This window comes from Streptomyces tagetis (assembly GCF_018069565.1).
Classification (GTDB): Bacteria; Actinomycetota; Actinomycetes; order Streptomycetales; family Streptomycetaceae; genus Streptomyces; species Streptomyces tagetis.
The window spans coordinates 434,010-449,054 of record NZ_JAGPNL010000002.1 but is presented as its reverse complement, the minus strand read 5'-3'; the positions used below and the strand labels follow the sequence as shown (position 1 = coordinate 449,054).

The window sequence follows — 15,045 nt, the reverse complement described above, 5'->3', positions numbered from 1 at the left end:
TCGAGGGTCCGCCCTCCGCCGGTGCCGTGGCGGCGCCGTGTGCCGTGGGTCAGGCGACGGGGCCGTAGAGCCAGTTGCCGGCCGCGTCGGCGTCGGGGCTGACGTAGAACTCCCGTACGGCGGCGAGGAGTTCGTCGACCGTGAGTCTGCCGCTGCCGTCGGCGTCGAGCTTGCGGAAGGCGGCGGCCCGGTCCTCGGGCGCGGTGCGGAAGACGTCCTGCCACGCCTGGAACTCCCGTTCGTCGACCTCGCCGTCGCCGTCGGTGTCGAGCAGGGTGACGACCGCCTCGGCCAGCGGCCGGAAGGAGGTCTCGAAGCCGTCGGGCGAGGTGACGAAGGCGCCGGTCATGCAGGCCCGGTACTCCTCGCGGGAGAGTTCCCCGTCGCCGTTCTCGTCGGCGACGGTCACGAGGGCGTCCCAGAAGCGGGCCATGCCGTCCATCAGGGCGGTGCCCTTCGGGGAGGTGGCGGGCTCGCCGAACCGGGAGAGCAGGTGGGCGCCGAGGGTGAGCAGGTCCTCGCGGTCGATCGCGCCGTTGTCGTCGGTGTCGAAGTGGCGGAAGCAGAGGTCGATCTTGTGGTGGAGCAGGTCGGTTCCGGACAGCGTGGTCATGGTCGGTGCCTCTCTCGTGGACGCCGTGGCGGCGTGACGGTGCGCCGGGTGGCGCGGGTGGGGTGGGAAAACCTGGGGCGGGGGGGCGCGGGCGGGCCGGGGTGGTCGCGCGCGAACCCCGGGTTACGGGTGCCGCGGCGGGCCGGCGGTGGCGAGGTGGTCGAAGTGGTCCGGCCGGCCGGTGCCGATGCTGATGCCCTGGAGCCGGGTGGTCCGCAGGAAGGGCACGTTGGCCTCGCCGAACACCCCGCCGGACAGTCCGGTCCCGCCGATGATGGGCAGGACGGGGAGCGTCCCGATGTGGCTGTCGTTGACCTTGAGCACGCCCCCGTTGGTGACCTCGTCCGTGAACCGGTCGACGACGTACGGGTCGCGGGCCCACAGGGAGTTGCGCAGCCCGTAGCGGTTGGCGTTGACGAAGGCGAGGACGGTGTCCAGCAGCGCGCGGTCCGCGTCCGTCGCGTCGGCGGGCGTGTCGGTGGCGGCGCCGTCCGCTGTACCGACCGGGGCGTCGTCTGGTGTGCCGGCGGGGGCGTCGTCCGGGACGATCACGCACATCAGCGGGAAGAAGGTCTCCTCGGTGACGGCCCGCATCCGCGCCGCCGCCCGGAGCCCGCGCACACGCAGCAGCACCGGCCGGACGAAGGGGCCCCGGCGCGAGGGGGCGCCGTGCACGTCGACCGCTTCGCCGCCGCAGAGCAGTTCGGCCCCGTGGGAGAGGGCGTCGTCGAGGACGTCCTGGCACTGGGAGCGCTTGACCACGGGCGTGAGCACGACGTCCGGGTCCTCGGGCGGGCCCACTCGCAGCGCCGCCACCCGCTCGCGGAGCAGACCGGTGAACGTGTCGGCCACCGCCGGGTGGACCAGGGCGAACTTGGGGGCGAGGCAGAGCTGTCCCGAGCCGTGGTAGCGCTCCAGCGCGGCGTCGACCGCCCCGGTCAGATCGGCGTCCCGCCAGACCACCAGGGCGTCGTTGCCGGCCATCTCCATGACGGGCTTCTTGCCGTTCTCCAGGCAGGAGCGGGTGAGTTCGGCGCCCTCGCGGGAACCGCCGAAGAAGAACACGTCGTCGCAGTCGGGCGAGGCGAGCCAGGCGCGCAGCACGGGCCGGGCCGGCGCGCAGAGCACGCTGAGCGTGCCGGGCGGCGCCCCGTGCTCCGCGAGCAGCGGGGCGACCACGGTGTGGAAGACGTGCACGGTGCCGAGCGGCACGGAGGGCGGGGCGTTGAGGACGAGCGCGTTGCCGGCGGCCAGGGTGGGGACGCCCGCGAGGGCGGTGAGCAGGGGCGCGTTGCGCGCGGGGTCGAGGCAGACGACGCCGTCGGGTTTGCGTACGAGACGTATCCGGCGGCCGGCCTGCTCGCCCTCCCAGCGCAGGACCGACCGGGCGTGGTCGAGGGTGTCGGGGTGGGTGAGGTTGAGGGCGGCCGACAGGGCCCACTCGGCGACGCGTAAGGGGTGCCCTTCGGCGACGAGGATGCCGGTGAAGTCGCCCGCCCGCTCGCGCAGCCGCCGGTGGACGGCGCGGACGAAGTCGAGCCGTCTCTCCAGCGGCACCCGGGCCCAGACGGGCTGGGCGGCGCGGGCGGCGGCGAGTGCGGCGGTGACCTGCTCGGGCGTGGAGCGGGCGACCTTGCCGGCCAGGCGGGGGTCGGTCTCGTCGGCGGGGGTGGCGCGGCCGTGGTCGAGGCGGGCCTTGAGCGCGAGCACGTCGTAGGTGTCGTGGAGCATGGCGCTGCCGCGGGGCCAGTGGACCCAGCCCTCACCGGGCACGGGGACACCCCCCAGCAGAACGGGATAGGTCGGCGGCGGTGCGCCGGCGGGACAGGTCACGGCAGGATTCTGCGACCGGTACGGGCGCTTCACCCGTCCGCACCCACCGAATCACTGGAAAGGGGTAAATAAACCCGCGTCCGGTTCATCAGGTTGACGCGGGCCCGGCCTCGTCCGGCCCACGGCGCACGCGAGCGACCCGCACGGTGCGCCACCCGCTGCCGACCCGCGGGTCCGCCACCCGCTGCCGGCCCGCCGGCCCGCCTCAGTGCGGAGGGTGGGCGGCGGGTGTGTCGAGGACCTGGAACACGCGCACCGGCTCGGTCCCCGCGATCTCCCACGAGTGGGGCAGCTCCCCGGGGTAGGACATGGTGTCGCCGACGGTGAGCGACACCGGGTCGTGACCGCTGAGGGTCACGACCAGGCTGCCCTGCGCCACGTAGATCACCTCGTAGCCGCTGTGGCTGAAGTCGCCGGTGAGGTCGTCGCCGGGGGAGGCGACGAACTCCGACATCGACAGGGGTCCCTGCCGCAGGACGGCACGGAAGTGGACGTCGCCGGTGGTGTCGCTGACCGGGTAGACGTCGGCGGCCTCGTCGGCCCGGACCACGACGATCTCGTCCTCCTGCACGGAGGGGCGCAGGAGGCCGGCAGGGGTCATCCCGAGTTGTTCCGCGAGCGCGAAGAGGGTGGTGAGGCTCGGTGACGCCTTGCCGGTCTCGATCTCGCTGAGATAGGACTGCGAGATCCCGGCACGCTTTCCGAGTTGCACCATCGTGATGCCCTGCTGGATGCGCAGCGACCTGATCGTCCTCCCGACCGTGGACGGATCGTTGTGGTCCATGCGTTCAGACCTCAGCCCTTCCGGCCCGCCGCCAAGGCCGCGAGCACCTCGATGTAACACCGCCCTGCCACAGCCGCACCGTGGTACTGGTGATCGTAGGCGGGCCCCAGGCAGGAGAAGTCGAACCCGACCAGCTCGCGCCCGTCACCGAGCACGGTCCGCAGGGAACGCAGCATCTCACGGGCGGTCAGTCCGCCTACCTCCGGGTACTTCTGGGCCGGCAGCGCCGCCGGGTCGAACACGTCGACGTCGATGGAGACATAGAGCGCGTCGCAGCCGCTCAGAGCCCGTTCCCGCGCTTCGACGCTCACCTCCTCGACGCCCCGTCGCTCGATGTCGTCGATGGTCAGCACCGTGGTCCCCAGTTCGGCCGCCGCGGCGTGCCAGAAGTGGGAGTTGCGCACCCCGCGGATACCGAGGTGGACGAGGTTGGCCGGTTCGAGGGCGCCCATCTCCATCGCCCGAGCCCACTGCGAGCCCGCCCAGTACCTCGGGTACCACGACAGGTCGTAGTGCGCGTCGTAGGTGACCACCCCGAGCTTCTTGCCGGTCGCCGCGAAGATGCCCGCGATGGTCGGCAGCGACACGCTGTGGTCACCGCCGAAGATCAGCGGCACGGCACCGGCCCGGGTGATCTCACCGATGTGTCCGGGCAGCCACTCCAGGATCTCCTCGGGGGTCTGCTCCCCGATCGGGGCGTCACCGAGATCGCCTGCCCTCAGGTGGTCGCCCACCACGAGACCGCGCTCCGGCAGCAGCCAGTTCGAGTGGTCGATCGAGTAGAACAGGGATGCCTGCCGGATCGCCGTGGGTGCCTCGTACGCGCCGGGACGTGAGTAGACGTCGTGGCCCGGCGCGGGAGCCGTGCCCTGCGGGTAGAAGTTGCGCGGGTCCTTCACCACGAAGCCCTCGAACGGTATGCCGTAGAAGACGGCGTCGTACTCCCGCAACCCGTCGAGGCGGACGCGGTCGACCTCGGCGAAGGTCGGTACCCCCGGCCGCAGCAGGGCCTCGGCCCGCCGCTCGACCCGCTTTCCGGACCGCTCCGCGATGACCGTGGCGCGGTCGAACATGGCTTCGATCTGGTCGTTTCGCACTGGTTCCTTCACTCCTTCTTCGGCGTGCTCCTACCGGCCGGAAATGGCGTCCGCGACCCGGGCGAGCCGCGAGGTGTCCGGTCGGTGGCGTTCGTTGTGGTCCGCGCGCCGGTACAGGGCGTAGAGGGCCTGCACCCCGATCCAGCGCAGCGGTTCCGGTTCCCAGGTGCGCACCGTGCGGCCCACGCACGGCAGCGAGGTGAGGTCGCTGTCGCGCCGCAGCACGAGGTCGCGCAGGGCCCGGCCCGCGAGGTTGGCCATCGCCAGTCCGTGCCCGGCGTAGCCGCCGGCGATCCCGGTGCCGCTTCGGTGGTCCAGCCGCACCGTGGCGCACCAGTCGCGGGCCACTCCCAGTGCGCCGCACCACGCGTGCGCGACCGCGGAGCCGCGCACGTCGGGAAAGATCGAGGTCAGGCTGGACCAGAGGGCGTCGACGTCCCCGGGCCGGGCGGCGGCGTCGGTGTCGGTGCGGGAGCCGTACCGGTACGGGTTGCCGCGTCCGCCGATCGCGATCCGGCCGTCGGCGGTGCGCTGTGCGTACAGGAAGGCGTGGCCCTGGGTGCCCAGGAGCTCGAACCCGTTCCAGCCGATCCGCTGCCAGGTCCGCTCGGGCAGCGGCTCCGTGGCGATCATGACGCTGTTCATCGGCAGCCACTGCCGTCGCGCCCCCGGCAGGCCCGCGGTGAACCCCTCGGTGGCGCGCAGGACGTAGTCGGCGCTCACCACACCGTGCGGGGTGCGCGCCGTGCGCGGCTCGATGGCGAGCACGGGCGTCCGCTCGTGAATCCGCACCCCGAGGCGCTCCACCGCGTCCGCCAGTCCGGTCGCCAGCCTGAACGGGTGGATGCGGGCGCCGTGCGGGCTGAACGCCATCGCCCTGACGCCGGACACGGTGATCCTCGACCGGATCTCGTCCTCGGTGAGCAGGCGGAAGTCCTCCTCGGAGTTCCCCCACGCGCGCTTGTACTCGACCGTCTTCGCGAGCCGGCCGCGCTGGCTCTCCGTCAGCGCCGTGTACAGGAGCCCGTTGCGGGTGATGTCGGCGTCGATGCCTTCGGCCTCCGCGACGTCGATCACCTCGTCGATGCTGTCGATGACCGCGCGTTGCATGCGGATCACGGCGTCGCGGGAGGACTCGGCGGCGTACCGCTCCCGTGAGCCGCCCAGTTCGCCGGAGAGCCAGCCGCCGTTGCGGCCGGAGGCACCGAACCCGACGTGGCGGGCCTCCAGGACGGCGATGCGCAGGTCCGGGCTGGCCTTCTTGAGGTAGTAGGCCGTCCACAGGCCGGTGTATCCGGCGCCGACGATGGCCACGTCGACCTGGAGGTCGCCTTCCAGCGGCGGGCGGGCGGGGAGGTCCCCGGCGGTGTTGCGCCAGAACGAGACCTGCCCGTTCCGGTAGCCGGCACTCAGTGGCGTGCCCATGATGGTTCCTTGTCTTCGGCAGGCGAGCAGGGGTGAGGGGAGAGGGAGCGGGGGATCACGCCGTGGCCGCGGGTTCCGGATCGCTCGACCGGTCGAGTTCGTCGAGGACGTGAGCGGGCGGGGGCGCCGTGAGGAGGCTGCCGGCGATCAGGGCGGACAACGAGATGCAGAACGCGATGAGCAGGGAGTAGGGCTCGCCCGGCCAGGGCACGGCGACCCCCAGCTCGCGCAGGGCGAAGTCGAGGATCACGAACCCGCTGCCCGACAGGGCGCTCCACGACGCGCCGTACCCGTTGGCGCGCCGCCAGTAGAACGCGGCGACGATCGGTACGAGCATGCCGGCGAAGGCGATGGAGAACGCGAGGTAGAGCGCGCCGAGGATGAAGTCGAAGACGGTGGCGAAGAGCAGGGCCACCAGGCCGACGAGGACCGTCGAGATCCGGCCGACGGCGACGGTGCGGGACGGGGAGGCCCGGTCCCCGGTCACGCGCAGGTAGATGTCCTTGGTGACGTTCAGGGCGCAGGAGTTGATGGTGGTGGTGAGCGTGGACAGGATCGCCGCCGTCACGGCCAGGAACAGGAAGGCCGAGACCCACGGGGAGTACATGTTCTTCGACGTCCACGAGACGAGTGACTCGGCGGGCAGGGCCTCGTGGCCGTTGCGGGGCAGCCACACGGTCGCGGCGAGGCCGGCGACCACAGGGAACAGGTAGAGCGGGATGAAGATCAGCAGGGCGAAGAGGCCGCCGCGCACGGCATGGCCCGCGTCCTTGGCGCTGGCGAACCGTTGCAGGATGTCCTGTTGGGGCACGAGGGCGAGGCCGAAGGCCGCGACGTAGGCCATCGCGACGCCGGGGGTGATGGACGAGGAGAACAGGTCGAGGTGTCCGGGGCTCTCCGCGGCCAGGGTGTCGACGATGCCGGACCAGCCGCCCGCCCACCGCACGCCGGTCACCGCGAGGACGCCGACGCCGATGGCGAGGATGACGCACATGATGCCGTCGGTGATGACCACGCCGAGGAAGCCGGACGCGCCGGCCAGCACCAGGCCCACGAGCAGGGTGGCGCCCATGGCTGGCAGCAGGGGCAGGCCGGTGAAGCCGTTGATGAAGATGCCGAGCGCGAGGAGCTGGGAGGTGGTGAATCCGACGTAGAAGAAGATGGTGACGATGGTGAAGACCGTGCGGGTGCCTTCCCCGTAGCGCAGGGCGACGATGTCCGGGACGGACGCGACGCCTTTGAGTCTTCGGACCTTTCTCGCGAAGAAGACGGTGGCCACGAAGGCGCCGATCCACGACGGCACGGCCAGGATCCAGATCGCGCTCACGCCGTAGCTCATGGAGTTGCCCGCCACGACGAGCATGGACGTTCCGCCGAAGAGACCGGCCGCGATGGTGGGCCCGATCCCCCACCAGGGCATCCGGCGTCCCGCGAGGTAGAAGTCCTCACCGGACTTCACGTAACGGCGTGAGAAGAGGCTCGCTGCCGCGAGGACCAACGCGAAGGCGCTTACAACGATGACGAGAGCCATGGAGCATCCCTTTCGGAAGGGCTGGGGAATGACGCTGGGGGCGTGGCCCCGCTTCCCGCGGTCGGCGACCGCGGTGCGCGAACCTCGAAACTCGTCGCGTATCGCTCAGGGCGATATCGGTGAGGGCGATATTAGGAGGGGGTGATCTGTCTGTCAACGACTCGGCCGCACCGGGGACCAGGGGCGGCCGGAGTTGCTCGCGGCATCCCGGAAGGGGGCGGAGGGCCGGGGCCTGCCCCTCCCCCAGGGGCAGGGGTCACGGTGGCGGTGCTGTTCACCCGGCGCCACGTGACCGCCGCCGGCCCGCCCGGCTTCCTGGCGGAGTCGAGCGAGAGCCCACCCCTCTGCCGGGCCGAGGAGCCGGTGCGCCCGGAGGCCGGAGGCGGCCCTCAGGCGGACGCGTCGGGAGACGGGCGGCGCAGGCCGAGGAGTACCGCCGTGGTCGCCGCCGCGCAGACCAGGGCGGTGAGCAGGGCGATGGTGACCAGGGCGCGGGACCACAGGGTGGGGCCGTCACCGGGCGTGTGGACGCGTACGGCGGTGGCGCAGGCGGCGATGCCGAGGCTGAGCCCAAACTGGCGTGCCGCGTTGACCGCGCTGGAGGAGACGCCGGTCCGGGACGGGGCCACGCCGTCCATGGCGGCAGCGGGGAGCACCGGGGAGATGATTCCGGAGCCGATGCCGGTGAGGACCATCGCGGCCAGGACGGCCCGCCACCCGGGTACCAGCGCGGGGAGGAGGAGAGCGAGGCATCCGGCTCCGCAGATCACCAGGCCGGCCGCGAACGGGGTACGCCGGTGCAGCCGCCCGAAGCGGGCGCCGAGCAGCACGGAGGTGAGGAAGAAGGTCACCGGCTGCACGGAGAGGATCAGCGCGGTGGCCACCGGGGTCGTGCCGAGCGCGTCCTGGAGCCAGAAGGAGACGGCCGGGAGCGCGCCGAAGGCGGCGAAGTAGTACGCGGCGGCGACCACGGACGCGACGAGGAAGACACGGTTGCGGACCAGTGCGGGACCGAGCAGCGCCGTGGCCGGTCGGCGGCGTTCGCGCGCGACGAACCCGGCCCCCAGGCACGCGCAGGCCACGAGCACCGTCGTCGCCGTCGGATTCGCCCCGTGCTCGGCGAACACCAGGGTGGCGGCGATGAGTCCGCCGACGGCCGCCGCGAACAGGACCATCCCGGTCACGTCCAGCGGGGAGCGCCCGCCGGGCCGGTCACGCGGGAGGAACACCGCCGTGAGCAGCGCGGCGGCGAGCGCGAGGGGAACGGCGGCGGCGAAGACGGCACGCCAGCCGAAGGCGGAGAGCAGCCCTCCGGAGACGTTGCCGACGGCGGCGGCCAGACCGGACACGGCGCCCCAGACGGCGAAGGCGCGGTGTCGGGCCCGGCCGCCGTAGGTGGCGTCGAGCAGCGGCAGGGTGGTGGCGAACAGCGCGGCGGCGGCGATCCCCTGCACCAGCCGGGCGAGGACCAGCACGAGGACGTCGGGGGCCAGGGCGCAGGCGAGTGAGGCGGCGGCGAACGCGACGAGGCTCCACAGGAGGAGAGAGCGCCTGCCGATCCGGTCGCCGACCGTGCCCAGCGGGACGAGGAGGGCGGCGAGGGCGATGGTGTAGACGTCGATGACCCACTGGAGGGCGCCGAAGCCGGTGCGGAGGTCGGCGGCGATCACGGGCATCGCGACGGTCACGATCGTGGCGTACGCCAGCAGGAGGAAGGTCGCGGTGCAGGAGATGACGAGCGGTATCTGCCGCCTCATGCGTCTCCCCGCGGCGAGGCCGGCGCGGGCGCCGGTGCCGGTGCCGGTGCCGGTGCCGGGCAGGCGTACGCGAAGGCGAGGTTCCCCCTCGGGTCGGTGAACGTCTCGCAGTCGACGTGGTAGACCTCGCGGATCAGCGCGGGGGTCAGGACCCGCCGGGGGGCTCCGGCGGCGACGACCCGGCCGTGGTCGAGGACGTAGACCGTGTCGCAGTAGCGGGCGGCCAGGTGCAGGTCGTGCAGTGCCGCGAGGACGCCGATGCCGAGGCCGCGGACGATGTCCAGGACCTGTAGCTGGTGGCGGACGTCGAGGTGGTTGGTGGGCTCGTCCAGGATCAGGAACCCGGGTTCCTGCGCCAGGGACCGGGCGAGGGCGAGGCGTTGGAGTTCTCCGCCGGAGAGGGTCTGGATGTCGCGCTCCGCGTCCTCGTCCAGCCCGACGGCGCGCAGGGCCCGCGCGACGACGCGGCGGTCGTGCGCGCCGTGGGGTTCCAGGAGCCCGAGGTGCGGGGTCCTGCCGAGGGCGGCCATGTCGCGGACGGTCAGGTTGAAGCCGGCTTCCTGGAACTGTGAGATCACGGCCAGATGGCGCGCGACGACGGCGGGCCGCGCACGGCGCACGTCCAGGTCTCCGAGCCTGATCGTGCCCCCGGTCGGTGTGACGACCTTGTAGAGGGCTTTCAGCAGCGTGCTCTTGCCGCAGCCGTTGGGCCCGACGACCCCGACGAACTCGCCGCCGTTCACGGAGACATCGATGTCGCGGACGATCGGGGTGCCGCCGAGTTCGACGGTGACCCCGGCCGCGCGCAGGCCCGGCGCCACGGGCGGGGTGTCAGCCAAAGCGGTACTCCTTGCGGGTCAGCATGTGCAGGAAGACGGGGGCGCCCAGGACGGCGGTGACGATGCCGATGGGCAGTTCGGAGTGGGAGACGGCGACGCGGGCGATCACGTCGGCCCACAGCAGGAACAACCCGCCGCCGACCACCGCCACCGGCAGCAGACGGCGGTGGGAGGAACCGACGATGCCGCGCACGACGTGCGGCACGAGCAGGCCGACGAAGCCGATCACCCCGGTGCGCGCGACGAGGATTCCGGTGACCAGCGCGCAGACCAGCAGGTACAGGCGTCGCCGGCTGGCGGAGTCGACGCCGAGGGTGAGCGACGACTCGTCCCCGGTGAGCATGACGTCGAGGCTGCGGATCTGTGTGCCCATCACGACGGCCGCGGTCAGGACGGCTCCGGCGGTGAGGGGGATGTCCGCCCAGGTCGCCGACGCGAGACTGCCCAGCATCCAGAACGTCACGGAGCGGATGCCCTCGGCCGAGGCCGCGAAGTACACGAACGAACTGGTGATCGCCGAGCAGAGCGCGTTCACGGCCGCGCCCGCCAGCACGAGCTTGACGGCCGAGGTCCTCGGTCCCAGCGCGCCGACCAGCAGGACGACGGCGGTGGCGGCGAGGCTGCCGAGGAAGGCCCACACCGGAAGGGCCGCGCCCGCGAGCAGCCCGCCGGCCCCGAAGCCCGACAGGATCGCCACGGTAGCGCCGAGCGAGCCGCCCGCGGACACCCCCAGCAGGTAGGGATCGGCCAGGGGGTTCCGCAGGGACGCCTGCATGACGACCCCGCACATCGCCAGACCCGCGCCGACGAGGACGCTCAGGAGCACGCGCGGCAGCCGGATCTCCCAGACCACGTTCTCGAACCGCGCTCCGCCGGCTCCGGCCGGGACGTCCGTGCCGAGCAGCTTCCGTCCGAGGACGGCGATCACCTCGGGAAACGGGATGCTCATCTGCCCGATCGAGACGGCGAGCAGGATCGAGGCGCACAGCACCGCCGTGACCGTCAGGACGGCGACCGCCCCGCCGGGCCGCCGGGGAGCAACCGGCGCGTCCTCCCCGGCGACCGGGGCCGCTCCGTCGCCGCCGGTCACCGGTGACCGGCCTCGGGGTGCAGGAACTCCGCGAGTCTCCGCGTCAGTTCGCCCAGGTGCGGGGTGCCCCGTACCGAGGTGGAGTAGTCCAGCAGCATGACCCGGCCCCGGGAGATCGCGGTGACGTCGCGCAGGCGGTCGTCGCCCAGCAGCCGGTCCTTCTCCGCTTCGGCGCCGGCCTTCTGGAACTGCGTCATCACGATCACGTCGGGGTCGACACTGATGATCGTCTCGGCCGACATCTCCGCGTACGCGTCCTTCGACACCTCGACGTAGGTGCCGCCCGCCGCCCGCACCATCTCGTCCACCAGGCCGAGCGAGGGCGAGTAGTAGTTGTACGTCAGCTTGTTGGCGCCGCCGGAGGCCACCAGCAGCACGCGGGGCGTGTCCTTCGCGGACCGGGTGAGGGACCCGATGTCCTCCAGCGTCTTCTTCTCGCGGGCGATGTAGGCGTCGGTCCGGTCGGAGACGTCGAACGCGGCACCGAGGTTGCGGATGTCGGCGAAGTAGGTGTCGAGGTCACGGCCGATGGTGTAGTTGTCCGCCGTGATGACCGACACCCCGCGGGCGTTCCACGTCGGGACGGACCCCAGGTTCTCGTCCGTCATCGCGAACGACATGGAGAGGATCACGTCGGGGTCGAGCGCCATCACCGCCTCGGCGGACGGCACCTGGTCGGTGAGGTGCGGCAGTTCCGCCAGTTCCTCGCGGTAGTACGAATCGGCGCCGTCGAGGTAGCCCACGCCCACGATCCGGTCCTCCAGGCCGAAGGCGATCATCAACTCGGCGAGGTTCTGCCCGACGACCACCACGCGCTTCGGCTCGGAGGTGATCGTCTGGGTCAGCTCCTCGCCCGCGTTGTCGAACAGGGTCAGTTCACGCGGCCAGGCCGTGTCCGCCCGTACCCCGGACGACGGCGACGCCGATGACGATGACGATGACGACGCCGATGACGAGGGTGACGACGGGGAGGACGCTCCCGGGGAGCACCCCGTCAGCGTGGCGACCCCGACGGCGACGGCCACCACGACGGCGGCCACCGGCCTGTGCGGCACACGAGTAGGCATACGGCCCGGACCTCTTCTCAAAACGGTCGGAGAAGGCCGCCGCTGCGGCCCCGACCGATCCTCGCGCCGGGAGGGAGAGCCTGGTGTGGAGCGGGGGACCCGCCCCTGTGGAGGGAGCGGCCCGGGGCCGGGGCGGCGTCCGCGGTCGCGGCCGGGGGCGCGGAGAGGTCAGAGCCGTGCGCGCCGGTAGGCGGCGGGAGTCGTCCCGAGACGCCGGCGGAAGGCGTAGACGAAGTTGCTCGCCGCGGCGTACCCGACCTCGTGTCCGATCCGCTCGACCGTCCAGTCCGTGTCCAGGAGCAGGTCGGCGGCGCGTTCCAGGCGGCGACGGCGGTGGTGCTCCATCGGCGTCACGCCGAACTCCGTCCGGAAGGCGCTCGCCAGGCGTTTCGGACTCATCGACAGCTCCCTGGCGACCTCGGCGAGGGTGGGCGGGTCGTGGCGCTCCCGCCAGAGGATCAGCGGGACCCGGCGCACCGCCTCGGCCTCGTGGTCGGCCACCGCGTCCTGCCCCCGGCACGACGACGCGGCATCGGTGACCAGGGCCAGGGCCTCCATCACCCGGGCCTCCATCATCAGGGTCTTGCCGGGGGTCTCGGCACGCGCCTCGAAGAGGCCGGCCAGCAGGTTCGGCAGACCGCGCAGCCGTGCTCCCCGCCCGAGGTAGAGGTCGGCGCCCCTGGACGAGTCCAGCCGTCCCAGCGCCGAGGCGAACGCCTCGGCGCCGACGCTCCCCAGGTACGGCGAGAGCGCGTCTCGGGAGCCGGTCAGCGAGAGACCGCGATAGGGCTGGTCCGAGGGGTGCACGATCATCCCCTTGGTCGGCCGCGGAGGCGTCAGGGACGACGAGTAACGGCACAGGTCCGCCCGTCCCGCCTCTTCCTCGGCTATGCGCAACCGGCCGTCGAGACAGACCTCCAGTTCGAAGCGGTCCTCGGGGAACCGGTAGTCGACCCGGTGATCGGCGGTGAAGCTCACGTCGTACCGGATCACCCGCAGCGAGCCCTGCAACCGCGTCACCTCGATCGTCCCCCGGCCGACCTCGGGACGGAGCGTGTACGTGGTGACGTGCGGGGTGTTCCGGCCCCGGGTCTCGGTCGCTATCGCCGCGTAGTACCGGGCGTACTGGCGCTCCTGCTCGGCCGAGCCGACCCCGCCGGACAAGAAGTGAGGACTCACGCGACCAAGCTTAGCCTTGCCTCTCTTTCCGGCCGATGGCGTCGCCGTCGTGGCCCGGGTGGCCCCGGGCCGGCCCGTGCGCCCGTGTCACCGGGTGCAGACGAAGCTCGACGCGGTGTCCGGGTCACCCGCGCGGTACTCGGGCCAGCGCGGGTATTCGCACAGGGGGCGTGTGCGGTCGTGGGCCGTGTCGGCGACGGTCGGATTCGTGGGGGGCCGCCCCTGTTCGACCCAGCGTTCGAGTGCCGAGAGCGAGTCCGTGCTCGCGGCGAACGCCGGCGTGCCGAAGTTCGCGTGGTTCGCCCCGGGCAGGAGGTAGTACCGCAGGAACGCGTCCGTCGAGCGGGGCCCCAGGATGTCGCGTACGCGCTCGTAGTAGTCGCTCGTCGACCGGTCGGAGACCAGTTCGTCGGCGGCGCCGTGGAGCAGGATCAGTTTGCCGCCGGCGCGTGCGAAGGGGCCGAGGTCCGCGTCGTTGCGGTCCTGCACCGTGGACAGGTGGCTGATGCGGGCGAGCCACTTCCCGGGGTTCCGGGGGTCCAGGTCGAGAGAGTTGTAGTGGGGGTCCCGGGTCAGGAAGTACCTGACCCATTGGTCCCAGTACTGCATCCCGTAGCCGCTCGTCACCGGCATGGGATGCGCCGGCGCGGTCTGGCCGAATCCGAGGAACGGGGTCCTCATGTCCGCGCCCGAGAGGAAGGGGAAGCCCGGGTACGAGGTCTCGCCACTGGCGATCCGGTACGGCCACGCGAACGGGGAGGACATGGCGGTGACGGCCCTGATCTGGGGGTCCGACAGGCAGTCCGGGCCGGTGTCGGCGCCGCGGGGGCAGCGAAGCACGTGGGGATCGAAGTGGCAGCCGCCCGGGTGGGAGACGACGTTGTCCTCGACACCGTCCAGGCCGTCGCACGCCCTGATGACGCTGTCGTAGAGGAGCGTCTGCTTCTCGGGTCCGGGGAAGGCCCCGGGGCCGGAGAGGATCTGCGTCAGGTACCCCAGGTAGAGGCCCTCGCTGAGGTTGTTCCAGGCGGGGAAGGCGGAGATCACGCCGTCGAAGGCGGTCGGCCACCGTTGGGCGGCCACGAGGGCTTCCCGGCCGCCTGTCGAGCCGCCCGCGAAGTAGACCTCGGCAGGCCGCGTCCCGTAGGCGTGCCGGATGAGGAAGAGGCTCGCGTCACGGGTCTTCTTGAGCGCGTCACCGGCGGCGAAGTTGTGCAGCGCCTCGTCGTTCAGGCCGAAGGACCCGTCCAGGGACGGAGGGGCCGCCGGGTCCTGCCGGTGGCCGGAGTCGCTTGCGAAGGTCGCGTAGCCCCGGGCGAGGGGCACCGGCCGGTCCACGGGGCCGAACGGCACGTTTCCCGCCAGGTCGGGGATGGTCCCGTTGTAGCCGCCGCCTCCGAACATCATCGCCTTGCGGTTCCAGTCGTACGGCAGGGCGAGGCTCATCTTGATGGCGGGCGCCGACCGGTCCACGGGGAAGAGGTCGGCGTCGACCTGGCAGTACACGAGGGTCTCACCGCCGACGACGCCGGTCCTGACCGACGTCGACACGACGCGGCCGCCGGTTGTCGGCAGGCTCATGACCGAGGCCGGGATCGTCGTGTGCTCCAGTCCGGCGCACCGCGGCACCACCGTCGAGTGGCCGGCCTGGGCCGCGGTCGTCGCGGTGGCGGGTCCGGCGTCGAGGAGACCGACCGCGCCCGCCAGCAGGACCATGGCCGCCGGCAGGGTGAGCCGTCGCGTCCTCGCGCTCCTTGCCGATGTTCTCCTCACACTGGCCTCTTTCCTGGGGCTCGTGGGGTCCGTCAAGTCCGTCGGGTCCGTCGGGTC

At 72.2% G+C, this 15,045-nt stretch carries 12 protein-coding genes; all 12 read right to left on the bottom strand.

Annotated features, from left to right (window positions below; genetic code table 11):
* Positions 1–49: 49 nt before the first annotated feature.
* Positions 50–613, bottom strand: coding sequence for an EF-hand domain-containing protein (locus tag J5Y05_RS10105; protein ID WP_210870519.1), 564 nt, complete (start codon positions 611–613; stop codon positions 50–52).
* A gap of 123 nt (positions 614–736) precedes the next feature.
* Positions 737–2,446: an aldehyde dehydrogenase family protein gene (locus J5Y05_RS10100; protein WP_307853814.1), complete on the bottom strand. Its 1,710-nt coding sequence runs from the start codon at positions 2,444–2,446 to the stop codon at positions 737–739.
* Between the two features lie 205 nt (positions 2,447–2,651).
* Positions 2,652–3,230, bottom strand: a complete 579-nt coding sequence (locus J5Y05_RS10095) for a helix-turn-helix domain-containing protein (protein WP_210870517.1) — start codon at positions 3,228–3,230, stop codon at positions 2,652–2,654.
* An 11-nt stretch (positions 3,231–3,241) separates the two neighbouring features.
* On the bottom strand, positions 3,242–4,327 hold the full coding sequence (locus J5Y05_RS10090; RefSeq protein ID WP_210870513.1) for an arginase family protein: 1,086 nt from the start codon (positions 4,325–4,327) through the stop codon (positions 3,242–3,244).
* Between the two features lie 30 nt (positions 4,328–4,357).
* Positions 4,358–5,752, bottom strand: coding sequence for an NAD(P)/FAD-dependent oxidoreductase (locus J5Y05_RS10085; protein WP_210870510.1), 1,395 nt, complete (start codon positions 5,750–5,752; stop codon positions 4,358–4,360).
* 55 nt (positions 5,753–5,807) lie between these two features.
* Entirely contained in the window at positions 5,808–7,283 is a 1,476-nt protein-coding gene (locus J5Y05_RS10080) for a sodium:solute symporter family protein (protein WP_210870508.1), read from the bottom strand.
* 389 nt (positions 7,284–7,672) lie between these two features.
* Positions 7,673–9,040, bottom strand: a complete 1,368-nt coding sequence (locus J5Y05_RS10075) for an MFS transporter (RefSeq protein ID WP_210870506.1) — start codon at positions 9,038–9,040, stop codon at positions 7,673–7,675.
* Positions 9,037–9,879 carry an ABC transporter ATP-binding protein gene (locus J5Y05_RS10070; RefSeq protein ID WP_210870503.1) on the bottom strand — a complete coding sequence of 281 codons (843 nt, stop codon included), beginning with the start codon at positions 9,877–9,879 and terminating at the stop codon, positions 9,037–9,039. Before J5Y05_RS10070 ends, J5Y05_RS10075 begins: the two co-directional genes overlap by 4 nt.
* Positions 9,872–10,969 carry a FecCD family ABC transporter permease gene (locus tag J5Y05_RS10065; RefSeq protein ID WP_210870501.1) on the bottom strand — a complete coding sequence of 366 codons (1,098 nt, stop codon included), beginning with the start codon at positions 10,967–10,969 and terminating at the stop codon, positions 9,872–9,874. The genes J5Y05_RS10070 and J5Y05_RS10065 overlap by 8 nt, the downstream gene beginning before the upstream one ends.
* A complete protein-coding gene (locus J5Y05_RS10060) occupies positions 10,966–11,781 on the bottom strand; it encodes an ABC transporter substrate-binding protein (RefSeq protein WP_210870499.1) in 816 nt (271 codons plus the stop codon). Before J5Y05_RS10060 ends, J5Y05_RS10065 begins: the two co-directional genes overlap by 4 nt.
* Positions 11,782–12,204: 423 nt before the next feature.
* Positions 12,205–13,215 carry a helix-turn-helix transcriptional regulator gene (locus J5Y05_RS10055; RefSeq protein WP_210870496.1) on the bottom strand — a complete coding sequence of 337 codons (1,011 nt, stop codon included), beginning with the start codon at positions 13,213–13,215 and terminating at the stop codon, positions 12,205–12,207.
* A gap of 87 nt (positions 13,216–13,302) precedes the next feature.
* Positions 13,303–14,931, bottom strand: coding sequence for a tannase/feruloyl esterase family alpha/beta hydrolase (locus J5Y05_RS10050; protein ID WP_247614428.1), 1,629 nt, complete (start codon positions 14,929–14,931; stop codon positions 13,303–13,305).
* Positions 14,932–15,045: the final 114 nt, after the last annotated feature.

Bases quoted from the DNA above. Each gene is read 5' to 3' on its own strand.
- J5Y05_RS10105 (WP_210870519.1), bottom strand. From the start codon at position 613: ATGACCACGCTGTCCGGAACCGACCTGCTCCACCACAAGATCGACCTC.
- J5Y05_RS10095 (WP_210870517.1), bottom strand. From the start codon at position 3,230: ATGGACCACAACGATCCGTCCACGGTCGGGAGGACGATCAGGTCGCTG.
- J5Y05_RS10085 (WP_210870510.1), bottom strand. From the start codon at position 5,752: ATGGGCACGCCACTGAGTGCCGGCTACCGGAACGGGCAGGTCTCGTTC.
- J5Y05_RS10080 (WP_210870508.1), bottom strand. From the start codon at position 7,283: ATGGCTCTCGTCATCGTTGTAAGCGCCTTCGCGTTGGTCCTCGCGGCA.
- J5Y05_RS10075 (WP_210870506.1), bottom strand. From the start codon at position 9,040: ATGAGGCGGCAGATACCGCTCGTCATCTCCTGCACCGCGACCTTCCTC.
- J5Y05_RS10050 (WP_247614428.1), bottom strand. From the start codon at position 14,931: ATGGTCCTGCTGGCGGGCGCGGTCGGTCTCCTCGACGCCGGACCCGCC.